Genomic DNA, 23,422 nt, shown 5'->3' with positions numbered 1-23,422 from the left:
AGTATATCTCCGTAAGTGAAATTATCAATTAAAAGTTAGCTTATGGCAATGAATTTTCATTTAATTTTTATATTTTGGCATTCATTGGGAGGTTCAAAAATAATAACATAAGAAATAAACACTATGAAAAATAAAATATTTTCATTTTTAGTCATTGGCCTAATTGCAGGCGCTTCCTTTATAGGAGGCGTTGTAAGTAACTATACACCTGATTTAGATATTGTAGAAAAATCTCAAAAAGCAGTTGAGGATTTTTTAGCATTTCCCAAAACGGCCGAGTATAAAAATGTTAAATATCATGAAATAAGAGAAACCTTAGACCATGGTATGCTAGGTTATGTATGCGGTGAAGTGCTTATTTTCACTAGCCAAAACTCATATTCATTTAAACGTTTTGTGGTCAAAACCTATCTTCATGATGACGGCCGTAATGTTGTTTCTATTCCATTAATTGATAGAGATGATAAAGAATTTCCTAATAATGATTTTAATGTAATTTGGAATAAATATTGTAATAGTTAAAAATATATAAACCAAACTATTTAAATAAGATATTTCCGAGAACCTCTTTAACATTACATTAAAATGTTAAAGAGGTGGAAAAATCAAATATTACATTACAAACCACACTCTATATAAAAATAGTTTTAAATAATCTTAATATTATCGATAGGTATTTTCACTAACCCACCTTAAACTAAATTAATTATGCTCCTTTTATGAATATCAATAACGCAATCCTTCAACAATGATTGCATTTTGTCATAGTGCCTCCGTGCTTTCAGAGTATCTAGACAACATGCGATCAATTTATGCTATCTCCTTTTGAGTTTTCCCCTTCATATCGAACTATTTTTTCGATAGTAATTCATTCCTGCTTGATATAAAGTCTCTGCCTTTTTTCAACGTCGTTACTCTTGGAGGCGAAATGTTTATTGGTTTTGATTACGGTACATCTAACTGTGCTGTCGCAGTCATGAAAAACGGGGTACCCACACTATTACCATTAGAAGGCGATAGCGTTTATATTCCATCAACCTTATGCGCGCCAACAAGAGAATCAGTCTCTGAGCATTTATTTCGCCATTGTAAAATCGCCCCCTCGAATGAAATCGGACAGCAAATTTTAAAAAGATCTCTCGCGTTTAACCGTGATGAAGGGATCGATTTAATGCCCGAGGATATTGTATTTGGGCAAGCTGCTTTAGATTTATATCTGAGCGACCCTAGAGATGTTTATTATGTAAAATCCCCAAAATCTTTTTTAGGGGCTTCAGGCTTACATGATACTCAAATTAGTTTTTTTGAAGACCTTGTCTGCGCCATGATGAAAAACATAAAGAACACTGCAGAACATTCTTTACAACAGGTTATTGATGACACGGTCATTGGCCGGCCAATTAACTTTCATGGGCGTGGCGGAGAACTTTCAAACCAACAAGCAGAATCCATACTCTATCGTGCTGCAAAACGTGCAGGTTTTAATCATATTGCTTTTCAGTTCGAACCCGTCGCTGCCGGGCTTGAATATGAATCAACATTAAGTAAAGACCAGATTATCTTAGTTGTTGATATTGGCGGTGGAACAACGGACTGTTCATTGATTCAAATGGGACCTACTTATCGAAACACACAGGACAGAACACAATCCTTACTTGCACATAGCGGCCAACGAGTCGGTGGAAATGACCTTGATATTTACCTAGCATTAAAACAATTAATGCCACTTTTTGGAATGGAAAGCCAATCTTTATCAGGCATTAAAATGCCATTTCTACAATTTTGGAACCCGATTGCTATCAATAATGTTGAGGCGCAAAAAGAATTTTACTCACGACAAAATTTGACAGCGTTAACACGCTTAAAACAAGATGCAAAAGAACCTCAAATAATATCTCGATTGTTAGAAGTTTATAATGAAACATTAGGTTATAGCTTAGTACGTAAAGCTGAAGAAGCTAAAATTGCTTTATCAGACGCCTCAAGTTATTTAGCTCAAATTAAATTGATTTCTGAAAAACTAGAAGTGAATATTCCACATGAACAAATGGTGGAATCAATTGAGTCACCCAAAAGTAAAATGATTGAATTAGTTAAAGAGGCTGTCAACCAAGGTGGGGTCAAACCGGATGCTATTTACGTTACAGGCGGGAGTGCCCGCTCACCAGTATTACACCAAGCAATTAGCCAAGAATTACCTAATATTCCGATAGTACGTGGAGACGATTTTGGTTCTGTTACTGCAGGATTAACACGCTGGGCGGAAACCTGTTTTAAATAAAGCTGCAATAGAACAATAATGCCGCAGAATAAATTACTCAATAAATGAGCTTTATATCTAGACTGCGGCATTGGTTTAAATGTTATTTTTTAACTTTATGGACAATATCAAAGTACTTATCTTTGCTATCTTGCTCTGGATAAATACGATACGTATATTCTTCAGGTGTTACTGTCACATTTTCAACGACACGAGTAAATAAAACTTTACCATCATCATCCTTCGCTGTTAATGAACGGCTTTTGCCATTTTCATCAAATGACCAGTCACCTTTCATTTTGGGTTTGCCATCAAACGTGGTCATATTAAAAGTCCCGTCTGGATAGTATTCGGCAACCCCAAAGAAGTTTGCAACTTGCTTATCTTCTGCGCTAACTTCTTTTTTATCTTGATCTAAAGCTTCTGTCGTTACCCAGACTTTGCCTACCATAATTTCTTCGTAAGCATTTAATTTATGTTCTGCCTTCTGTGATTGGCTTGCTGCTGGAGTTGTCGCTGCATTAACAGCAAATGACATAGTAGATACAACAGCAAAGAGTGTAGGTACTAATAATTTTTTCATTTTTATCCTCTAATAAATTAACTCAAACAACAATTTGATTAAGTTTAGATTAGCGATATAAAGCCAACTTTAAAAATTATATTACGTTTATTTACAAGATAATATCTTATTACATTTAATATAGACTGTTTTACAAAATAAAATATAGCGCAAACACATTGATTTTAAAATTAATCTCCTTAAATTTAGCTATTAAGTAATTTATTAATCAGCCAGTAACCTGCTTTTCCCGGTGGATTATTCTTAGACCAAACTAAATCCACATCAATTTTACGTGGCCATAAATCATAATTAATACTCATTAAACGGTTATGGCCGAATTGCTTAACTAACCATGTCGGTAATATTGCCCATCCAGCACCTTGTTCTGCCATTTCTAATAATAGTAAATAATTAGGCGCAAACCAGTTCTTTTCACTATTAATAATAATTTGGCTACTACTGCTTAGCCGTAGTTGGCGAGTCATTGTTAAATGCTGATAAGTAATTTTTTTCTCTTTAGCTAATGGATGGCTATTTAATACATATAAACCTAATTCACCTTGAATAGGTAAACGGGAAAAAGAAATATCTGCAGGATATTCTGTTCGTGATTCCATCATACCAACATGAGCATGCTGGTTTTGGATCATTTCAATAACCGCATTATTTTCTGCAATTAAAAACTCGAACTCAAGATGCGGAAATTGTCTATCTAATGTCGTTACAATATGTTCAGCATGAGGGGGCTGATAAATATCTGAAAAAGCGCAGCTTAATCTTGGTTCAATATCTGGAAGCAGTTCAACTCGAAGTGCTTGAAGACGCTCATTTGCTGATAAAATATCCTCAACTAAACTTAACACTTTTCTACCTGCAAAAGTTAATGTTGATTCACGTCCCTGCCTATCGAATAACGAAAAACCCAAGTCATCTTCAAACCCACTGATTGTCGTACTCACAGTTGATTGGCTTTTATTTAATTTACGAGCCGCAGCAGAGAATGACTTTAGGGATGCCGCCTCCACAAAGGTACGCAATGTTTCTATAGAATAATTCATGAGGTATCGCTTTTTCCGATGGCTGCCATTTTGTATATATATAAAAAAAAGCAAATAATTGCACCCGATTTTTACCCAAAAAATAATTTTTCATATCTTTGAGGTAGTTATGAGCAGGTATACAAAAACATTAACTGAACGAATTTTTCATGCGGTTTCATTTGAAGTCATCGCGATCGCGATAACTGCACCGGTCAGTGCGTGGCTTTTAGGACGCTCAATTTTCCAAATGGGAACAGTCGCTATTGTCTTATCGACACTGGCAATGCTATTAAACTTATTTTATAACATGGTTTTTGACCGTTATTGGCCCTTATCTAAGGGGCCTCGCCCAGCCAAAGTACGCATTTTTCACGCCGTTGGATTTGAGTTGAGCTTTGTGATCATGGGTGTACCAATGCTGGCGTTTTTACTTAAAATGACATTCTTAGATGCATTCTTACTTGAAATCGGCTTTTTTGCCTTTTTCTTATTTTATACTTATGCGTTTAATCTTGGATATGACATCTTACGTGAGCGTTGGTTTGCGAATAAAGAAAATACAATACGCGTCTCAGAAACAGCGGTTAAGCGCTCTTAATTTTAATTAAATATCCAAACACCGTGTAGCTTATCTATGCGGTGTTATTTATATATACGATAACCACGACGAAATAATTCCCTCCTTTTTTACAAAATGATGAATGCGTTTTATGCACTCATCATATGCATAGATATCAATTTCATCACTGTGCATGATCACCTATATTTACGGCATCGTAATGATGAGTTCTACGATAACTTTATAAAAATACTACTTAGATACGTTTATCTATCAATAACAAACCTAAGTTCGAGTGCAGTAAATGGAAGTTAAATATTAGATTACTTCTATTTTTAAAACTTATTTATATAAAGTTATCCATTATTTTGTCCAAAATTTAGGCAATGTTATTTAAAGGTATTCCGATGAACAAATTATTTATTTCTTCTGCACTTTTTCTGGTATTTAGTTTAAGTGCTCAAGCAGACGTAACCGCCCATAAAAATGCCATTATTTCACTCAGTTTTATTGAAAATAATACCGCTTACGCAAACCAAATCGCTATTGCTAACCATGCAAAAGCCGCTAATTTATCGCCTAATGGCATCCAAGGTATTACGAAATCTTTTGCACAGATGAATTCGCATGAAAAGGCAGTTACTGCATTAAGTTTTAATGAAAATAATATGTCCGCAGCGAACCAAGCAGCCATTAATTCACATCTAAAAGCTGGTAATTTAGCAACAGATAAAGTTAATGGTATTAGCAAAAGTTTTTTAGCAATGGATGAACATGAAAAAGCCGCAGTCGCGTTGAGTTTTACCGAAAACAACCAATCCCCTTCTATCAAATACGCTGTACAACAACACTTAATCAGGAGCCAGACAAAATAATAAAATAGAGAAGGATATTTAACTGATTTATCACACAATTAATCTTATTAAGACTTGGTGACTCACTAAGTCTTTTTTATCTAAAGAAATATTTCATTAAAAATCAAAGCATTAAATTCTAATTATATACACCCACTAAAGTTGATAATAACTATCATTTGCAATTGATAATTATTAACATATAATTCAAATCGTTATTTTATCTTATGAGTTATAACTCAAGCATAACTACTTAGTACCTGTTTTGGTCTATCCTCTTTAGGTTCAACGAGAAAGAATATTGAGGTCTTATGATGAGTCGGAAATTAATCACTTTTACGCTATCCATAACACTGCATATTCTTGTTATTGGGTACTTAACCTATGTTACGGCTCAATCATTATCCTTAAAAAACCAAGCACAACACGATGCGCCGATTATATCGATCGCATTGACTCAAGCGGTCAACGTTGCAGAACCTGAAGAGCTCCCTCAACCTATAGAACTCCCTAGTGAGGTAAAAATAGAGCCCAGCCCAATTATTGAAAATGCCGCCATTGTTGTACCTAAAAAGCAAAAAAAGGTGATCAAAACACAAAAAGAACCTGTAAAACCCAAAGAACTCACTAAAAGAACTGAAAACACCCGCAAACAAGCTGACTCCGAAATTAAAAATGATTTGCCGATCGCACAACAACAAAAAACCGGTGACCTTGTTTCTTCTCCATCGGCAGGAATTAAAGGCCCCAAAAACCAACATGCGACTAGTGACACTAATAGCCAATTAATTAATGCCTATCGAGAAAAACTACGCCAAGAAGTTGAGCGAAATAAACAATACCCTCGCCGTGCGAAAAAAATGAAAAACCGTGGTATTGCAACCATTCAATTTCAATTAAGCCAAACCGGAGAAATTAGCTTAATTCGTTTAGCAAGCAGTTCAGGAAATGATTTATTAGATCAAGCCGCTTTACTTGCAGTACAAAAAAGCCGCTCTGTCGGTAAGCCACCAGCAGGTTTTGCTCAATCTATCACTCTCAATATTGAATTTAATTAACCACCATTAATAATAACAATTATTTTCAATAAAAAATTACACCTTAATTGGATATTAGATATTCACTTTATAGTTAGTTATTCTGTATTTATGTTTCATTCCAAAAAATAATAATAAATTTCATTGATTCTTTAGAGCAATGAATAATTTCAGAGAAATATATTATTATTTTCCAACTATATGACTAAAAGTCTTCTCCCTATTTTCCGAAAAATCATCACCGAGAGAAATATTTTCTCTATAAAACCCAATATTAACATTTTCAATGTTTTCAACTGAAAATTAAAAAAATAAAACCTCTTCATTTTCAAAGTATTACAATGATATTAATTATCATTAATATTTATTTATTATAAGAAAGTTACCAGTTTTGCAAATATAACTTCATTGATATGGCGCAAAAAAAACTAAACATGTCAGAGTAAGATAGCCCTTGAATAACACTATATTTAATATGGTCATAAAGGCTAATATCAATGAATACAAAAAATAAATTATTAAATAGCCCTATCTCAAGGCGCAATGTCGTGAAATCTGGCGCTGCTGGCGGTTTATTTGCTGCAGTTGGCGGTTTATCACTTCCTTTTAATGCAAAAGCAATCGATACCACTCAAAACTCAACATCCCCTGAAGAAAAAGCCGTTTGGAGTTCATGTACCGTTAACTGTGGTAGCCGTTGCCTATTACGCCTCCATGTGCGTGACGATGAGGTATATTGGGTTGAATCAGATACGACAGGGAAAGATGAATATGGTGATCATCAAGTCAGAGCCTGCCTGCGTGGTCGTTCAATCCGCAGAAGAATGAATCACCCGGACAGATTGAAATACCCAATGAAACGTGTAGGTAAACGTGGTGAAGGCAAGTTTGTCCGAATTTCATGGGAAGAAGCCCTAGATACCGTTGGTAATAGTTTGCGCGATATATTGCAAAATTACGGCAATGAAGCTGTACATGTTCTCTATGGTACTGGCGTTGATGGCGGTAATATCACCAATTCAAATGTTCCTTATCGCTTAATGAATTCATGTGGTGGTTTCCTGAGCCGCTACGGCAGTTATAGTACTGCACAAATTCGTGCAGGTATGAATTACCTATACGGCTCCCAAGAAGCAAATAGTCCCGATGATATTGCAAATACAAAGCTCGTTGTGATGTTTGGTAATAACCCTGCCGAAACTCGTATGAGTGGCGGAGGTGTCACTTATTATGTCGAACAAGCGCGCGAACGTTCAAATGCGCGCATGATAGTCATTGACCCCCGCTATAATGACACTGCTTCTGGTAGAGAAGATGAATGGTTACCTATTCGTCCTGGTACTGATGGTGCACTCGCTGCCGCATTGGCTTACGTGATTATTACTGAGGATATGGTCGACCAAGAGTTTGTTGATAAATACTGTATCGGCTATGACGAAAAAACCTTACCAGCTTCTGCCCCTCAAAATGGTCACTATAAAGCGTATATTTTAGGCCAAGGTTCTGATGGTATTGCTAAAACACCACAGTGGGCCGCTAAAATTACAGGTATCCCAGCAGATAAAATCATTAAGTTAGCCCGTGAAATAGGCCAAGCAAAACCCGCTTATATTGTTCAAGGTTGGGGTCCTCAACGTCATTCAAATGGTGAGCAAACCGTTCGAGCAATTGCCATGTTAGCCATTATTACTGGTAATGTTGGCATTAGTGGGGGAAATTCAGGCTGTCGTGAAGGTACTTATGATTCCGGTGTTGAATGGTTCCCGATGCTCGATAACCCTGTAAAAACTCAGATTTCTGTTTTCACATGGACTGATGCTATCGAACGCGGAACTGAAATGACAGCCATTCATGATGGTATCAAAGGGAAAGATAAACTAGATGTTCCCATTAAATTTTTATGGTGCTATGCCAGTAATACATTGATAAATCAGCATAGTGATATCTCTCGCACTCATGAAATTTTACAAGATGACAGCAAATGCGAAATGATTGTCGGCATCGACCACTTCATGACGGCCTCTGCAAAATATTGCGATATTTTACTACCTGATTTAATGCCTACCGAACAAGAAGATCTTATTCCTAGTGAGTCCGCAGGAAACATGTCGTACATGATCTTAGGCCAACCAGCCACTAGTGCTAAATTTGAGCGTAAGCCTATCTATGAAATTTTGTCAGAAATAGCTAAACGCTTAGGCCCTGATGTCGAACAGAAATTTACCGAAGGCCGCACTCAACACGAATGGATTAAATATTTATGTGAAAAAAGCCGCGAACGCTTCCCTGATATGCCAACTTATGAAGAAATGAAAACTGTGGGTATTTTCAAGCACAAATGCCCTGATGAGCATGTCATTGGATTTAAAGATTTTCGAGATAACCCTCAAGCTAATCCACTGAAAACGCCTTCCGGAAAAATAGAGGTTTACTCAGAAAGCCTAGCTGAAATAGCGAAAACATGGCAATTAGCACCAGATGATGTAATTGACCCGTTGCCAATCTATACCGAAGGCTTTGAAAGCCATACCGATAGTCTTAATAAAAAATACCCATTACAAATGACAGGGTTTCACTATAAAGCCAGAACACACTCAAGTTATGGCAACATTGATATCTTAAAACAAGCTTGTCGCCAAGAAATATGGATTAACCCTATAGATGCCAAAACGCGTGGTATTAAACAGGGTGATATGGTCAAGGTTTTCAATGATCGAGGAGAAGTTCATATTCCAGCAAAAGTGACACCACGGATCATGCCAGGCGTGACTGCTATGGGCCAAGGGGCTTGGTTAGATGCCGATATGTTTGGCAAAAAAGTAGACCAAGGCGGGTGTATTAATGTCCTCACGACTCAACGCCCTTCACCGCTTGCTAAGGGAAACCCTCAGCATACTAACTTAGTTGAAATTGCAAAACTATAAGGAGCCCGGTATGTCACAACAATATGGTTTTTATATTGATACACAACGCTGTACGGGCTGCAAAACGTGCGAACTCGCCTGTAAAGATTTTAAAAACTTATCCGCTGATGTTCATTTCCGTCGTATTTATGAATATGCAGGCGGTGACTGGACAGAGCAAGATGGCGCATGGCATCAAAATGTATTTTCTTATTATCTTTCCATTTCATGCAACCATTGTGAGGACCCTGCTTGCGTTAAAGTTTGCCCAAGTGGCGCGATGCACAAACGTGAGGATGGCTTTGTCGTTGTCGATGAAAGTGTTTGTATTGGTTGCCGTTATTGCCATATGGCATGCCCTTATAGTGCACCTCAGTTTGATGCAGTTAAAGGGCATATGACTAAATGTGATGGCTGCTATGAACGTGTGGCTGAAGGCAAAAAACCCATTTGTGTTGAGTCTTGCCCGCTACGTGCATTAGATTTTGGGCCCATTGAAGAGCTACGTGCAAAATACGGCACAATCAATGAGATAGCACCTCTACCCGCAGCACACTATACCAAACCCAATATTGTGTTAAATCTCAATGCAAATTGCCGCCCTGTTGGTGACACCACAGGTTATTTAGCGAATCCGGAGGAAGTTTAAAATGGGCGCAGGCTTACATGAATATCCGTTAATCTTCTTCACCGTTATAGGTCAAAGCGTTGCCGGTGCATTTATTCTCATGGCTCTGGTATTGTTAATGAAACCCTTACAAGAGCAGCATCATAAAATAGTGATGAGCATGTTTGGTTTGTGGGCGTTAATGGGAATTGGCTTTTTACTCTCCATGCTGCATATGGGCTCGCCGATGCGTGCCTTCAATTCAATGATACGTGTTGGTCATTCGGCTCTGAGTAACGAAATAGTCAGTGGCTCAATATTCTTTGCCTTAGGTGGGATATATTGGTTACTGTCATTATTGAAGAAGATGCCCAAGTCTGTCGGTACTATTTGGTTAATTGTCACAATTATTTGTGCGGCAATATTTATTTATGCCATATCTCGCGTTTACCAAATTGATACCGTCCCAACTTGGTTTAATCACTATGGTAGTTTGCAATTTATCCTAACCAGCTTTATTGCAGGTCCTGTTCTTGCTGCATTTTTATTGCGCATAGCAAGCTATGATATCAATAACGTCCGCTTCTTTACATTAATCAGTATTGTTGCAGTGATTGCGAGTAGTATCTTGGTGACAGCACAGGGGTTTGAATTAGGCTCCATCCAAAGTTCAGTACAAAAAGCATCTGAGCTTGTTCCAGATTATGCCTCACTGATGGGATGGCGTACTGTTTGCTTAACATTAGGGCTAGCTTTCTGGATTTACCCACATGTTAAAATGAAAAACCCTCCAATTATCGGGCTATTAGTCGCCGTATTATTGGTAATTTTTGGTGAATTAATTGGTAGAGGCATTTTCTACGGGCTACATATGACTGTAGGTATGGCTATCGCCGGATAACGACTATTCCATTGTTTTTACGATGATAAGGAGACTAATTACCTTCTTATCATCGACAACAATCGCATGTTTCGCTACGATCGCACCAAAGCGTCATCATCAACATAGCAAGTGGACAAATATGGAACAAAAATTATTGGCAGATTTTTCGCTTTGCGCGCAAACTTTGGGGGCATTATTTTATTATGACCCTTCCGATGCACGTGTAAATAAGCTAATTGATTTATTTACGACGAGCGAATGGTTAGCTGAATGGCCATTCACACAGGATTATGATTGCCAACGTATTGATAAACTTTTTCAAGATAGTCTTTCTGAATCAGAAACTTTACAAGAAGCCTACCAGCGCTTATTTATTGGCCCTTATGCATTACCTGCACCACCTTGGGGTTCTGTTTATCTTGATAAAGAAAATGTTATTTTTGGTATTTCGACACTTGAATTAAGAGCATGGCTTCGTAATAACCAAATCAATATTGAATTAAATCAAAAAGAACCCGAAGATCATGTGGGGCTAATATTTCTTCTCACTGCCTGGGTGATTGAAAATAAACCAGAACTGTTACGTGAATTACTAGAAATACATTTTTTACCTTGGGTATATCGTTATTTAGAGAAAATGCAATTGCAAAGCGGAAATGCTTTTTATGAAGCCACTGCGCTGCTGGCGACAGAAACTTTAAAACATATCCAACAAACTGCTCAATTAAATCCAGCAAATAAAGAGCTTTGTCTTTAGTTTTATATCGTTCAAATAAGCATTTTGTGAAGTAAAAGCCCTCTAAATAATCTGACTATTTAGAGGGCTTAAAATATTATGGGCGTTTTTTAGGCGTGTGGTAGGTATCACTCAGAAGTAAAAATGCGTTACTAATGGCCTAATTACTTTACCTGCAATAAAGCAAAATCGGCATCAGTGAGTAAGTCATCTATATCTTCACAGCCCAATGAGAACCGCAATAACCCATCCGTTACACCTTGCAGTAATCTTTCCTCTTCAGGGATACACGCATGGGACATCATTTTAGGGTAGGAAATAATTGATTCAATTCCCCCTAAGCTGACCGCAACGAGTGGAATACGAATCGCCTCTAAAAATTGTTTTACATTTTCATAGCTACCCAAATCAAAGGAAACCACCATTCCGCCATTTTTAGACTGTTGCATATGGATCATATGGTTTGGGTGTGAAGCTAACCCCGGATAAAAAACGTGTTGTACTTTTGGGTGCTCATTCAGATATTCTGCAAGCTTTTGCGCATTTTCACTAGCTCGTTCAACCCGCATTGCCATTGATTTTAAACCACGCATCGTCAGCCAGCTATCAAATGGGGCCGCAATACTGCCAATAGCCACCGCAGATTTATGTAACCACCTTGCATATTCTGAATTATTCGTTGCTACTGTTCCCAAGATCACATCACTATGACCATTTATAAATTTAGTCGCGCTATTAATAGAAAAATCAATTCCAAGAGAGATAACATCTGATAACAATGGCGTCATAAAGGTATTGTCACAGATGGTAATAATATTATGCTGTTGCGCAATTTCAATAACAGATTTTAAATCAGTCACTTGTAATGTAGGGTTAGATGGCGTTTCAATATAAAACGCTTTGGTATTCTCCCTGATTGCTTGCTGATAGTTCATTGGATTAGTCGCATCAACAAATGTCACTGAAATGCCATAACGAGGCAGAAATTCAGTCATTAACTGGAAAGAACCACCGTAAATATTTTTGCAGGCAACAATATGGTCACCCTGGCTAAAATTAAGTAATACTGCGCTTATTGCTGCCATTCCTGAGGAGAAAATCTCAGCAAATTTCGAGTTTTCAATCGCGCAAATTGCCTCACTTAATGCATCTCTCGTTGGATTGGAAAAACGAGAATAAATATGGTCGTAACTTTCCTCAATATTGGCTTGTGAAAATGTGGATGATTGATATAACGGAATAGAAGAACTTCCGGTATATTTATCTGTCATGGGGTAACCATGAATAACCTTGGTATTAATTTTCATATGTAAATCGCATTATCAAAAGTCTATTTAATCGTTGCTACATTGATTTCAGAATAAGCAAAAATAGCGGGTGCTCCGCCAGTATGAATAAAAAGTAATGGCTGATTGCCATCAATACTTTCTTTTAAAATATGATCAACTAAACCCGCCATGGCTTTACCGGTATACACAGGGTCAAGTAGTATTCCTTCTTTTTGAGCTAATAGCTCAATGGCTTGTTGGCCCTTGTTATTCGGCTGACCATAGCAAGGTGAAAAATACTGATCCCACAGATTCACTTTAGGAAAATCTGTCAGGTTTAATAATTCACCAATTTCCTGCTGTAAGGTTTCTACCTTAGGTTGTTGCTGCGCAACTGTTCTTGAAACGGTAACACCAATCACTGGTGTTTGAGGAAATACCGATTGTAATCCCATAGCTAGCCCTGCATGCGTTCCTGCGCTACCAGAAGCAACAATAACTGCGGCAAATTCAATATCTTTAGGAGTCTGCTCGGCAACTTCTAATGCACAATTAACATAACCTAATGACCCTAAAGCATTAGAACCGCCGATAGGGACAATATAAGCATTTTGCAAACCAAGGGATTCAACTAACGCTTGCATTTGTGAGTTTGGGTCGGTTAACTCATCACAAAAATAACAGCGAGCATTAAATAAATCTGTCAGTTGTTTATTGCCATTTTTTAAAAATAATGAATTCAAACTTTGTAATGGGTTTTCTAATAATGCGACACATTCCAGACCATACATTGACGCTATTGCAGCTGTTTGGCGAACATGGTTTGATTGAATAGCCCCTGCCGTCACAATCACCTTAGCCTTTTTTTGTGTCGCATCTGCAATGATATATTCCAATTTACGCAGCTTATTTCCCCCCATCGCTAGGGGGGTCATATCATCACGCTTAATATAAATATCACGGCCTAAATATCCGGAAAGATTATTTAATTTTGCTAACGGTGTTGGCCTTTGAAGTAGATCTATTTTATTTATTGCAGCTAATCGTTGTCTAATATTCATTATATTATTCACCCTATTAATATGTGAAACCTAAATAGAGATAAACCATCAGCGCAAAAGCGGCAGTCACCGTGGCATAAGGCATTTGAGTACGAATATGCTCAATATGGTCACAATCTGTTGCCATAGAGGCCACAATCGCATCACTGGAAATGGGTGATGTCATATCCCCATAAATTGAACCTGCAATTGCTGCACCTATCATATATTCAACAGGCATTCCGACTGAAAGCCCTAATTGCACACCGATTGGGATCATAATGGCAAATGTCCCCCACGATGTTCCTGTTGCTAATGACATCACCGCACTAATTAAAAAGATAAAGCCGATTGAGAAAGCAGGTGAAATGACACCAGAGGTAATTTCAGCTATATAAGCACCAGTGTTTAAATCTGAAGAAACGGTTCCCATTAAAAAAGCGAGGATCATCACTGAGCTAATTTTTACCATGCTGGCATAGCCGATGTATAACTCTTTAAAGAAAGTCTCAATATTGAGTACTCGGCGCGCTAAGAACCACACAAAAGAGACTAAAGTTCCAAACATGACTCCCCAATATACCGATGTTGAGCCACTACCTTTACTAAAATCACCATTACCAGTGATATAAAGCGCAATAGGTACCATTAATACGGTTGATAAAATTGGAATAAAAAAGTTAAGAGAGGTATGGCAATTAGGATGCTCAATAATATCTTCATCATCCTGCTCAGTTTCTTCTGCAGACAATAAAGTTAAAGCTTGCTGCTCTGCGCGTAAATCCGCTTTTTTCATTGGTCCCCAAGAAACATTGGAGAAAATATAAAATAATACTGAAGCTAGAGAAAACCACGCCATGATATTAAATACCATTGAGCCAGCTAAAATTTCAAATGGCTCTCCAGTAATTAAACCTTTAGATATTTGTACACCAATAACACCCATCATCGCCGCTCCCCAGCCGTTAATCATGGCTGATGAACAAACTGATACGCAGGAAGTTTGTACAATATAGGACATTTTTTCTGGCGAAACACCGTACTTCTTCGCTAATGTTTTTGTTGATGCTCCAGCAATTAATTGGTTAATCGAGCTTTCAATAAAAATTAATGACGTAATAATCATCGCCATTAATTGAACAGCTTTTTTATTTTTAATTAACTTTGTTTTATTTGTTAATAATTTAACCAATGAGCGCACACCGCCAGTAACAACGACTAGCCGCATAATACCGCCAATCATTACCATAAATAAAATTGTTTTTGTATTTCCCGGTGATGCAAACGTATTAATAATACCATCGAGTGTTCCGTTTATACCCAATAGTATATTGTGATCATATATAACGGTAAAACCAACTAGTATCCCCAGCAATAATGATAATATAACTTGTCGTGTAAAAATGGCTAAAAGTATCGTCACCATTGGCGTGACAATGGTCCAAATTCCATAATCATTCATTAGATGCTCTCTTATTATATTTTATTTTGATTTTAATAAATTAAGATAGTGCGTTTTCTAAATCATTTAATAAGTCAGTGATATCTTCAATACCTACAGATAAACGTAATGTGGTGTCATATACATGGATACTTTCCCTTTCTTCTTTTGTCATCGACCCATGTGACATCGTGGCAGAATGGTTTACCATGCTTTCAACACCACCCAATGATTCGGCTAATACAAAGTAATTAACTTTAGATAAAAACGTTTTAGTATCTTCAATATTCCCTTTTAATTTAATTGTCACAACTGCTCCACCTGTACGCATTTGCTTTTTACATAATTCATATTGTGGATGTGAAGCTAATTCTGGGTAATAAACCTGTTCCACTTTCGGGTGCGTAGATAAATAGTTAGCCACTTGCGCTGCATTGCTGCATTGTGCCGCCATACGTAACGCTAATGTTTTTAATCCACGTAAAGCAAGGTAGGCGTCAAAAGGAGAAGCAATTGCTCCTAAAGTCGTTTTTAGAAAATCAAGGCGGCTGGCTAAGTCTTCTCTTTGGGTGATCACAGCACCACCAATTAAATCGGAATGACCGCCAATATATTTACTTGCCGATAACATCACTAAATCAGCACCTAATTCTAACGGCTTTTGGTTCCAAGCTGTTGCAAATGTATTATCAACACAAGTTAAAATATTATGTTTTTTTGCAAGTGAACAAATCGCATTGATGTCAACTAACTCTAATAATGGATTAGTTGGGCTTTCAATCCAAATTAAGCGTGTGTTGTCTTTTATTTTTGTTTTAACTTCATCAAGGTTATTCAAATCTACATAATCTATTTGATGACCGCTATTAATGGTTGAAACTCGTTCAAATAACCGAAATGTTCCACCATAAACACCTTTCATCGCAATAATATGGGAGTCTTTTGGTAATAAATTTAAGACTAAACTTGAAGCAGCCACACCGGATGCGGTTGCTGTTGCATAGCTTCCACCTTCAATTTCTGCTAATAAGGTTTCATATGCATAACGCGTTGGGTTGCTGCAACGTGAGTAACAATATTCACCATGCTCTGTTAAACTTTGCTGAACAAAAGTACTGGCTGTTGTTATAGCAGGGAAAATAGCATGATTAACAGTATCTTGCTGCTTTCCACCATGAATTAAAATTGTAGCAATATTCTTAGTCATAATCTAAAACCCAATATAGTAAAATAAAAGTGATATCTTTATATTTGTTGCTAAAAAGAATATGCCATAGGGAAATAGAAAATTTTTTCTAAAAATTGGTGTCTTTATTCAAATTAAGAGAAAAATTTTCTATTAAAGAATTAATTTCCTTTTAATTCATAATGTTGATGCGTTCCCCATAAATGAGCGAGCCGTCACAATATTATTATTTTATTTATCTTCCACAACCAAGCAATCTACAAAAAACGCATAACCCACTAAAACAAAACAATAAATGTTTTATTAAAGTTAAATATATCATCAGCCAATGTAATTATTTAGTAGGTATTTTGTCGTTAATTTAACATAAACCCTAGTATTCATACCTATTTTTTCTCTTCTCATACTGCATAATAGACATATAAGAGAAAGTTATTCTCTTGCACCTTATTTCTTGTAATGAGCTATATCACTTAAAAGCGAGAAGAAGTCGATTAATAAAAATACAAATCAACACGTAAAAGAATGATTATCAAGCAATAAGGGCTATTTATAAGATAAGGAAAACACAGAGACTAAATTTAACTGAGTTATTTTTAATTTAATTACCCCAATTTTTTTGTTCAAAAAAAGCACAGTAAACTATTACAAACTATGATAAATAAAATGCTATCGCTATTTAAATTATTAGAAAAACGCATGACCACTATATATTTTATAAATTATTCTAATCACTTTTTCTTAAAGAATCTCAATTTAGCCTAGTGCAGAACTATTCATTATAAATTCAAATTTGCTCGAACGAATTCAGTAATGTATTCCATATTACATATCTTCGTAAAATTACTCTCTATATAGGTTTAATTTTTTAGTGAAGAATCATCTTGTATACAAATTATTTATTATGATACAGTCAAAAAATGCCTATGATTCAAGCATCAAGCATCGATATTTGTTATATCCTTAACTGTGGTATAACTCGCTTGAGCATAAAAGATTGAGGCATTAGTTTTCCACAATACAAACGGTGAGAATCAAAAAAAAACACAATTGTTATTAGTAAATTTGAATTTTATCTTTTGTTTTTATCCTTAATAAAAGCCACGTTTTATTTAGCGAAAATCTGAATTATATAAATTTAACTTAATATAAACTCTGTTTTTATATTACCTAAAATTAAATTTACCACAATAAAAACAACTTAATTTTGTAGTAGAGACAATATAAGGAAACAATTATGAATAATAACTTTTCAGTGCATGAAGCCAGTATGCTTGCGCTACTTAAACAAGTAGTCAATATTGAATCAGGTTCTTATGACAAAGAAGGTGTAGATAACCACGCTGCTGTCTGGTGTGAAAAATATCGCGAAATGGGGTTCGACGTCGAAATCATTGAAAATGAATCACTCGGCAATAATTATCGAATTTATCACCCATCAACAAAGGCTGATATATTAATTTTATTGCATTTAGATACCGTTTTTCCTAAAGGTACCGTTGCTGAACGTCCTTTTAGCATTGAAGGTGACCGCGCTTATGGCCCTGGTGTAATTGATATGAAAGGCAGTCATGTCATGGTATATCAAGTCATGAAGCAACTTCATGATAATCAAGACATTCGCTACAAAAATATTGAGATTCTCCTCAATTGTGATGAAGAAATCGGTTCTATTTCATCTCGCGGTATCATCGAACAATGTGCCTTAGGAAAACGCTACGCACTTGTGATGGAGCCTGCGCGTGCTAATGGCGCGATAGTGAGTGCTCGCCGTGGTGTTGGGACTTATGTGTTAAATATTGAAGGGAAAGCCTCACATTCAGGTATCGCACCTGAAGCAGGTATCAGTGCAATTCAGGAACTATCATATAAAATTCAAAGCCTACACGCACTCTCTGCTCATGATAAAGGCCTATCCGTTAACGTTGGTCTAATTTCTGGCGGAACCTCCGTTAATACTATCGCACCGAATGCCAGAGCAGAAATCGATGTTCGTATCTCGTCTGAAGAACAGGGTATTGAAATCGATAAAAAAGTCAGGGAAGTGTGTAGTACACCAGTATTAGACGGTATCAAACTCACCTTAACCGGCGGAATTAATCGCCCACCTATGGCTAAAACGGATGAAAGCACCGTTCTTATCAACATCATTAAAGAAGAAGCAGCCCAACTAAACATTGATTTACTCGATGTTTCCACTGGCGGCGGCTCTGATGCCTCTTTTACTGCGGGTGTCGGGACTGCCACTGTCGATGGGTTAGGCCCGATTGGTGGTTACCAGCACAGTGATAAAGAATATTTAGAAATACCGTCACTTACAGAGCGCGCTCAACTATTTTTCAATATATTACAACGTATTACACAATAAAAAATAATCCAATAGGAAACTCTATGACAACGATGTCAACAAACACAACAACACCACCTAAAAAACGTTCTGAAGGCTTAAACCCTTATGTGCTTTTGTTTTTTATCTTAGTATTGGCAGGCATTGCGACGTGGATCGTTCCTGCGGGGCAATATGCATCAGAAACAAAAGTCATCACCATGGTAAAAGATGGTATAGAAACAAAAGTATCTAGTTCTTATACCATTCCCGGTAGTTATGAGCGCTTACCTGAACAACACGGTATTTTGCCAGGGCAAATTTTCACCTCAATTGCCGATGGTCTAATCAAAGCTGCTCCTATTATCTTTTTGATCATTTTCACTGGAGGAGCATTACATCTTCTCGAAGAAACTGGGGCTATCAAAAAAGTACTCAATAATATCTCGCGCAGTAAAAGACTTAATGACTTTTTACTAATCAGTATATTCTTTGTTGTTTTTTCTATTTTAGGAACAACTGGAATTGTCGTTAACTCAATTATTGCATTTGTTCCTATCGGCCTTTTAGTTGCTAAATCCGTGGGAATGGACGATAAATTTGGTGCCGCTTTAGTCTATGTCGCCGCTTATTCGGGCTTTAACGCCTCAATCATGGCACCAATGACGGTTGGCCTATCTCAAGGTTTAGCCGATGTCCCGTTGTTATCCGGTCTCGGTTTTAGAATGGCAATTTATATTGCATTTGTTATCGCAGGTATTTTATTTTTAACGATTTATACCAAAAAATGCCGTAACAAAGGTATGGTTCGACCTGATATTGAAATTAACACTGACGAACACCAAACCTCTAAAATTTCAGCTTTGCATGTCATTACCCTTTCCTATAGCGCATTCTGCTTAATCGGATTTATTTTCGGTGCCGTTGAGTGGGGCTGGGGAGAAAAAGAGATGATGGCAATGTTTATTATCTTAGGCGTTGGCGTGGGTATTTTAAACCGTATGTCGCCTAATACCATTGCAACAGGTTTCTTAAAAGGTTGTGCAGGAATGGTAGGCGGCGCGTTTATCGTTGGTATGGCTCGTGCCATTGCTATCGTATTATCTGATGGGATGATTTTGGATACCATCGTTAATGCCATTATTTCAATGATGGACGGTTTACCGAAGACTTTATCCGCCCTTTCCATGTTCGCAACCGCAGCAATTATGCACTTCTTTATTTCATCAGGTTCTGGTGAAGCGGCAGTGCTCGTCCCTATTTTCACGCCAATGGGCGATTTATTAGAAATCACTCGCCAAACGACAGTGCAAACTGTATTACTTGGAGAAGGTGTTGTTAACTGTATTAACCCAACATCTGGAATTTTAATGGCTGTGCTTGCAACGGCAAAAATTCCTTATACACAATGGGTGAGATTTATTTGGCCATTAGTCTTCACATGGATAGCCATTTCTATTGTCGCTCTAATATATGCAGTAATGACAAATTTAGGTCCTATCTAAGACATCAATATTGAATAACCCATCTTTTTAGCACCACTTTTAAGTGGTGCTAAAGGTTGTTGATACAAAACAAAGTAAAAACGTGTTTTTCCCGCCTCGTGTTATCAACCGCTGTTGCAAATTTTCCATTTCATCACTTCCTGGTGATTTAATTTTGAACTATATCAGTGATAGGCAGGTTCTACATTAATAACGAATTAAAAACAGACAGAATAAGGTAGGAATAGTATTATTAGCGCCATTATGCCTTTTATTCTATTTGAGATTGTATTGTGACTTCATTTGCTGACCTAAATGCGCTTTCTGCGGAACAACTCGCTAACTTGCAAGAGTTAGGCTACCTCAACATGACGCAGATCCAAGCTGCCGCTCTTCCTCCGATCCTTGCGGGTAAAGACGTTCGAGCACAAGCTAAAACTGGCAGCGGCAAAACTGCTGCTTTTGGTCTGGGCTTATTACAACATATTGATGCCAAGTTATTTAAAACTCAGTCATTAGTTTTATGCCCAACTCGCGAACTGGCAGATCAAGTCGCCAATGAATTGCGTCGTTTAGCTCGCGCTATTCCTAATATCAAAATTTTAACGCTCTGCGGTGGTGTCCCTTTTAGCGTACAACGCGACTCCCTTGCTCATGCAGCACATATCATTGTTGCTACACCGGGGCGCTTACTTGATCATCTAAATCGTGAAACCGTTCAACTTGATGCCTTGCAAACATTGGTTTTAGACGAAGCAGACCGAATGCTCGATATGGGCTTTATGCCAGATATTGAAACCATCATTGACTACGCACCAATTAATAGGCAAACATTATTATTTTCAGCTACTTGGCCAGATGAAATTGCACGAATTAGCCAGCAAATTCAAAATAATCCACAAGCCATTGAAATCAATAGCGTTGATGAGCTTCCCGCAGTTGAGCAGCAATTTTATGAAGTTGCTCGTCACGAAAAAATTACATTATTACAAAAGCTCTTGAGCCGTGAACAACCCGCTTCTTGTGTCGTTTTCTGTAATACTAAAAAAGATTGCCAAGCTGTTTATGATGCCTTAACTGCAAGCAAACAAAGTGTCCTAGTGCTTCATGGTGATATGGAACAGCGTGAGCGTGACCAAACTCTTGTGCGTTTTGCTAATGGAAGTAGCCGTGTATTAGTGGCTACGGATGTCGCATCCCGCGGGTTAGATATTAAAGCCCTCGAAATGGTAATTAACTATGAATTATCATGGGATCCTGAAGTGCATGTTCACCGCATCGGTCGAACTGCACGTGCCGGTGAAAGCGGTTTAGCAATTAGTTTATGTGCACCAGAAGAAGCTCAACGAGCCAATGCTCTAGAAGAAATGTTAAACATGAAGCTTAATTGGCAAGCCGAACCGACAGGTTTACGAGTCACTCCATTAGAAGCGACGATGGTGACCTTATGCCTTGATGGCGGTAAAAAAGCCAAAATACGTCCCGGCGACATTTTAGGTGCCTTGACCGGAGAAGTTGGCCTCAATGGCGACGATATTGGCAAGATTGTGATCCACCCGACCCATGCCTATGTGGCGCTCAAACGCGAGGTTGCCGAACATGCTCGCAAGCATTTACAGCAAGGGAAAATTAAAGGGAAATCCGTTAAGGCTAGGTTATTAAAATAATATGTGTGATTCGTGTTTCCTTCCGCACAGCGTTAGCACGCAAGGAAACACGATAATTTCATTACTTTTCTTATGATGTGGCGTTATTCTCTTGCGGCAAAGCAGATTTAGGCAATCCAAAAATCTTATCAAATGCCCAATTAAAAAAGAAAGTATAAATTGGGATAAAAATAATTAAGGCGAAATCGAGTATTAACGCCTGTAAAAGACTAATTGATAACCACCACGCAATTAAAGGAATTAAAAAAATCACTAACGTTAATTGGAATAATATGGCGTGTACGAACCGGCGCCTAAAGGTTCTAATGCGTGATTTTTGTTTTGATTCCCAATACTCAAATGCGGTATTAAAAATAAAGTTCCAGCTCACTGCAATAGTTGTTATGACTAAAGCTAATGGACCTGTTGTTTCTGCTGAATTACCCGAAAGAAAAGCCAATGCTAAAGCTGAAATTAGCCAGCCAATAACCTCATAAGCCGTTACAAAAATAATTTTACGTTTAATCCCCTGCATTTTCCCACCTCCAAAAATATCATTATCAACAAGGTGGTAAAATAAATATAATTCAATGATAATAAAAGTCAGCTTCTATCAATTTTATTGACAGGTCAATGATGCCATTTAATAGCGATAACCTAACGATTTTTCTCACCGTGTTAGATAAAGGCTCATTTTCTGCGGCAGCTAGGACATTAAAACGTGTGCCATCAGCGGTCAGTATGGCAGTCGCTAATCTAGAAGCTGAACTGGGATTTGAACTATTTGATAGGCACACTAGAGAGCCTAAACCCACTGAAAAAGCACTGTCATTAGCCCCCTATGCACGACATATTGTGGCTAATTTATCGCAGCTCAATACTTTTTCTCTTGAATTGACCCAAGGCGTTGAAAGCACTCTGACTATTGGTATTGCGGCAGGTATTAATGCCAATTTACTCTTTGACGCTCTACATATTTTAAGCCAGCGTTACCCTTTACTGCATATTGAGCTGATTACCGCGCCTCAAGATGATCTTTTACCCTTATTACATGAACAACAAATTCATCTCGCAATCGTCTTTGGTGGTTTAAATGTTAATTCCCAAGAGCAATTTCATTACATTGGCGAAGAATCAATTATTGCCACCATTTCGGCTAAACATCCCTCTTTGCAAAATAAAACGTCGCTCTATATCGAAGACCTTGTTGAAAGCCGCCAAATAATTATTGCGAGTCGTCAGCGTGAATTGAGTGATATCCGTATTCTAGTTTCTAGTAATTATTGGAAAACAGACAGTTTTTCTTTGGCTCTCGGTTTAGTCGAGAGTGGTATGGGATGGGGAAATTTTCCTTTATCACTTATTAAAGATAAATTGCACGATGGCTCACTAAAGCCCCTTGAATTTAAAAATACCCCAAATGGCTTCAAGCTGCCTATTCACGCAGTATGTTTGCAAGGTCATGCGCTTAAACGTGGCGCACAAGAATGTATTGAGTTGCTGAAAAATAAGGTAATTTAGACCTTCAGTTATCTATTTTCCCTATTTTTAATTCCATAAATTAAATTATTTTTGAACACATTAATT

Annotated in this window: 20 protein-coding genes; 13 read left to right on the top strand and 7 right to left on the bottom strand. The window is 37.3% G+C overall.

The features are described from left to right. Positions 1 to 123 precede the first annotated feature (123 nt). Both PSE60_RS13735 and yegD read left to right on the top strand, forming a co-directional pair. Positions 124 to 522 (top strand): hypothetical protein, encoded by a 399-nt coding sequence (locus PSE60_RS13735; RefSeq protein ID WP_210840564.1) that lies wholly within the window; start codon positions 124 to 126, stop codon positions 520 to 522. A 406-nt stretch (positions 523 to 928) separates the two neighbouring features. Then, a complete protein-coding gene (gene yegD, locus PSE60_RS13730) occupies positions 929 to 2,281 on the top strand; it encodes a molecular chaperone (protein ID WP_272665771.1) in 1,353 nt (450 codons plus the stop codon). An 82-nt stretch (positions 2,282 to 2,363) separates the two neighbouring features. On the opposite strand, the gene PSE60_RS13725 is transcribed toward yegD, so the two are convergent. Continuing rightward, positions 2,364 to 2,798 carry a DUF4822 domain-containing protein gene (locus PSE60_RS13725; RefSeq protein ID WP_247605507.1) on the bottom strand — a complete coding sequence of 145 codons (435 nt, stop codon included), beginning with the start codon at positions 2,796 to 2,798 and terminating at the stop codon, positions 2,364 to 2,366. 230 nt (positions 2,799 to 3,028) lie between these two features. Beyond that, positions 3,029 to 3,883 (bottom strand): LysR family transcriptional regulator, encoded by an 855-nt coding sequence (locus PSE60_RS13720; protein ID WP_272665770.1) that lies wholly within the window; start codon positions 3,881 to 3,883, stop codon positions 3,029 to 3,031. Positions 3,884 to 3,992: 109 nt separating this feature from the next. Here PSE60_RS13720 and PSE60_RS13715 point away from each other — a divergent pair, with 109 nt between their 5' ends. The 7 genes from PSE60_RS13715 (at position 3,993) to dmsD (ending at position 11,465) form a co-directional block, all read left to right on the top strand. Further along, entirely contained in the window at positions 3,993 to 4,463 is a 471-nt protein-coding gene (locus PSE60_RS13715; RefSeq protein WP_210840001.1) for a multidrug/biocide efflux PACE transporter, read from the top strand. 368 nt (positions 4,464 to 4,831) lie between these two features. Then, on the top strand, positions 4,832 to 5,299 hold the full coding sequence (locus PSE60_RS13710; RefSeq protein WP_272665769.1) for a hypothetical protein: 468 nt from the start codon (positions 4,832 to 4,834) through the stop codon (positions 5,297 to 5,299). A gap of 290 nt (positions 5,300 to 5,589) precedes the next feature. Further along, a complete protein-coding gene (locus PSE60_RS13705; protein WP_272665768.1) occupies positions 5,590 to 6,336 on the top strand; it encodes an energy transducer TonB in 747 nt (248 codons plus the stop codon). Positions 6,337 to 6,812: 476 nt separating this feature from the next. Next, positions 6,813 to 9,239, top strand: coding sequence for a selenate/tellurate reductase subunit YnfF (ynfF, locus tag PSE60_RS13700; protein ID WP_371031518.1), 2,427 nt, complete (start codon positions 6,813 to 6,815; stop codon positions 9,237 to 9,239). 10 nt (positions 9,240 to 9,249) lie between these two features. After that, complete coding sequence (locus tag PSE60_RS13695) at positions 9,250 to 9,867, top strand: DMSO/selenate family reductase complex B subunit (RefSeq protein WP_196724638.1); 618 nt, start codon at positions 9,250 to 9,252, stop codon at positions 9,865 to 9,867. 1 nt (position 9,868) lies between these two features. Beyond that, complete coding sequence (locus tag PSE60_RS13690; protein WP_210840004.1) at positions 9,869 to 10,726, top strand: DmsC/YnfH family molybdoenzyme membrane anchor subunit; 858 nt, start codon at positions 9,869 to 9,871, stop codon at positions 10,724 to 10,726. Between the two features lie 121 nt (positions 10,727 to 10,847). Beyond that, positions 10,848 to 11,465: a Tat proofreading chaperone DmsD gene (gene dmsD / locus PSE60_RS13685; RefSeq protein WP_272665767.1), complete on the top strand. Its 618-nt coding sequence runs from the start codon at positions 10,848 to 10,850 to the stop codon at positions 11,463 to 11,465. A 143-nt stretch (positions 11,466 to 11,608) separates the two neighbouring features. Here dmsD and PSE60_RS13680 read toward each other — a convergent pair whose 3' ends face one another. The 4 genes from PSE60_RS13680 to PSE60_RS13665 are packed head-to-tail and all read right to left on the bottom strand — an operon-like array spanning position 11,609 to position 16,400. Further along, positions 11,609 to 12,751 (bottom strand): trans-sulfuration enzyme family protein, encoded by a 1,143-nt coding sequence (locus tag PSE60_RS13680; RefSeq protein ID WP_272665766.1) that lies wholly within the window; start codon positions 12,749 to 12,751, stop codon positions 11,609 to 11,611. A 23-nt stretch (positions 12,752 to 12,774) separates the two neighbouring features. Continuing rightward, on the bottom strand, positions 12,775 to 13,773 hold the full coding sequence (locus PSE60_RS13675; RefSeq protein ID WP_272665765.1) for a D-cysteine desulfhydrase: 999 nt from the start codon (positions 13,771 to 13,773) through the stop codon (positions 12,775 to 12,777). Between the two features lie 16 nt (positions 13,774 to 13,789). Then, entirely contained in the window at positions 13,790 to 15,214 is a 1,425-nt protein-coding gene (locus PSE60_RS13670) for a Na+/H+ antiporter NhaC family protein (protein WP_272665764.1), read from the bottom strand. A gap of 40 nt (positions 15,215 to 15,254) precedes the next feature. Then, a complete protein-coding gene (locus PSE60_RS13665) occupies positions 15,255 to 16,400 on the bottom strand; it encodes a trans-sulfuration enzyme family protein (protein WP_272665763.1) in 1,146 nt (381 codons plus the stop codon). Between the two features lie 1,216 nt (positions 16,401 to 17,616). On the opposite strand from PSE60_RS13665, the gene PSE60_RS13660 reads away from it, so the two are divergent. From PSE60_RS13660 to dbpA, 3 genes are all read left to right on the top strand, one after another. Beyond that, positions 17,617 to 18,747: a M20 family metallopeptidase gene (locus PSE60_RS13660; protein WP_272665761.1), complete on the top strand. Its 1,131-nt coding sequence runs from the start codon at positions 17,617 to 17,619 to the stop codon at positions 18,745 to 18,747. A 23-nt stretch (positions 18,748 to 18,770) separates the two neighbouring features. Continuing rightward, on the top strand, positions 18,771 to 20,210 hold the full coding sequence (locus PSE60_RS13655; protein ID WP_004913421.1) for a YfcC family protein: 1,440 nt from the start codon (positions 18,771 to 18,773) through the stop codon (positions 20,208 to 20,210). A gap of 272 nt (positions 20,211 to 20,482) precedes the next feature. Then, the gene (gene dbpA / locus PSE60_RS13650) at positions 20,483 to 21,856 is read left to right on the top strand and encodes an ATP-dependent RNA helicase DbpA (RefSeq protein WP_210837787.1); all 1,374 of its coding nucleotides are present in this window, start codon (positions 20,483 to 20,485) and stop codon (positions 21,854 to 21,856) included. Between the two features lie 70 nt (positions 21,857 to 21,926). Here the strand turns inward: dbpA and PSE60_RS13645 are convergent, their stop codons facing one another. Continuing rightward, a complete protein-coding gene (locus PSE60_RS13645; RefSeq protein ID WP_210837788.1) occupies positions 21,927 to 22,370 on the bottom strand; it encodes a PACE efflux transporter in 444 nt (147 codons plus the stop codon). 101 nt (positions 22,371 to 22,471) lie between these two features. Here PSE60_RS13645 and PSE60_RS13640 point away from each other — a divergent pair, with 101 nt between their 5' ends. Further along, entirely contained in the window at positions 22,472 to 23,356 is an 885-nt protein-coding gene (locus tag PSE60_RS13640) for a LysR family transcriptional regulator (RefSeq protein WP_272665845.1), read from the top strand. The last annotated feature ends 66 nt before the right edge of the window (positions 23,357 to 23,422 follow it).

Origin of the sequence: Providencia sp. PROV174 (assembly GCF_028480685.1) — a bacterium.
Taxonomy (GTDB): domain Bacteria; phylum Pseudomonadota; class Gammaproteobacteria; order Enterobacterales; family Enterobacteriaceae; genus Providencia; species Providencia rettgeri.
Note: the sequence above shows the minus strand (reverse complement) of the source record. Positions and strands in the feature narration are given on the sequence as shown.

Bases quoted from the DNA above. Each gene is read 5' to 3' on its own strand.
- PSE60_RS13735 (WP_210840564.1), top strand. From the start codon at position 124: ATGAAAAATAAAATATTTTCATTTTTAGTCATTGGCCTAATTGCAGGC.
- yegD (WP_272665771.1), top strand. From the start codon at position 929: ATGTTTATTGGTTTTGATTACGGTACATCTAACTGTGCTGTCGCAGTC.
- PSE60_RS13725 (WP_247605507.1), bottom strand. From the start codon at position 2,798: ATGTCATTTGCTGTTAATGCAGCGACAACTCCAGCAGCAAGCCAATCA.
- PSE60_RS13720 (WP_272665770.1), bottom strand. From the start codon at position 3,883: ATGAATTATTCTATAGAAACATTGCGTACCTTTGTGGAGGCGGCATCC.
- PSE60_RS13715 (WP_210840001.1), top strand. From the start codon at position 3,993: ATGAGCAGGTATACAAAAACATTAACTGAACGAATTTTTCATGCGGTT.
- PSE60_RS13710 (WP_272665769.1), top strand. From the start codon at position 4,832: ATGAACAAATTATTTATTTCTTCTGCACTTTTTCTGGTATTTAGTTTA.
- PSE60_RS13705 (WP_272665768.1), top strand. From the start codon at position 5,590: ATGATGAGTCGGAAATTAATCACTTTTACGCTATCCATAACACTGCAT.
- ynfF (WP_371031518.1), top strand. From the start codon at position 6,813: ATGAATACAAAAAATAAATTATTAAATAGCCCTATCTCAAGGCGCAAT.
- PSE60_RS13695 (WP_196724638.1), top strand. From the start codon at position 9,250: ATGTCACAACAATATGGTTTTTATATTGATACACAACGCTGTACGGGC.
- PSE60_RS13690 (WP_210840004.1), top strand. From the start codon at position 9,869: ATGGGCGCAGGCTTACATGAATATCCGTTAATCTTCTTCACCGTTATA.
- dmsD (WP_272665767.1), top strand. From the start codon at position 10,848: ATGGAACAAAAATTATTGGCAGATTTTTCGCTTTGCGCGCAAACTTTG.
- PSE60_RS13680 (WP_272665766.1), bottom strand. From the start codon at position 12,751: ATGAAAATTAATACCAAGGTTATTCATGGTTACCCCATGACAGATAAA.
- PSE60_RS13675 (WP_272665765.1), bottom strand. From the start codon at position 13,773: ATGAATATTAGACAACGATTAGCTGCAATAAATAAAATAGATCTACTT.
- PSE60_RS13670 (WP_272665764.1), bottom strand. From the start codon at position 15,214: ATGAATGATTATGGAATTTGGACCATTGTCACGCCAATGGTGACGATA.
- PSE60_RS13665 (WP_272665763.1), bottom strand. From the start codon at position 16,400: ATGACTAAGAATATTGCTACAATTTTAATTCATGGTGGAAAGCAGCAA.
- PSE60_RS13660 (WP_272665761.1), top strand. From the start codon at position 17,617: ATGAATAATAACTTTTCAGTGCATGAAGCCAGTATGCTTGCGCTACTT.
- PSE60_RS13655 (WP_004913421.1), top strand. From the start codon at position 18,771: ATGACAACGATGTCAACAAACACAACAACACCACCTAAAAAACGTTCT.
- PSE60_RS13645 (WP_210837788.1), bottom strand. From the start codon at position 22,370: ATGCAGGGGATTAAACGTAAAATTATTTTTGTAACGGCTTATGAGGTT.
- PSE60_RS13640 (WP_272665845.1), top strand. From the start codon at position 22,472: ATGCCATTTAATAGCGATAACCTAACGATTTTTCTCACCGTGTTAGAT.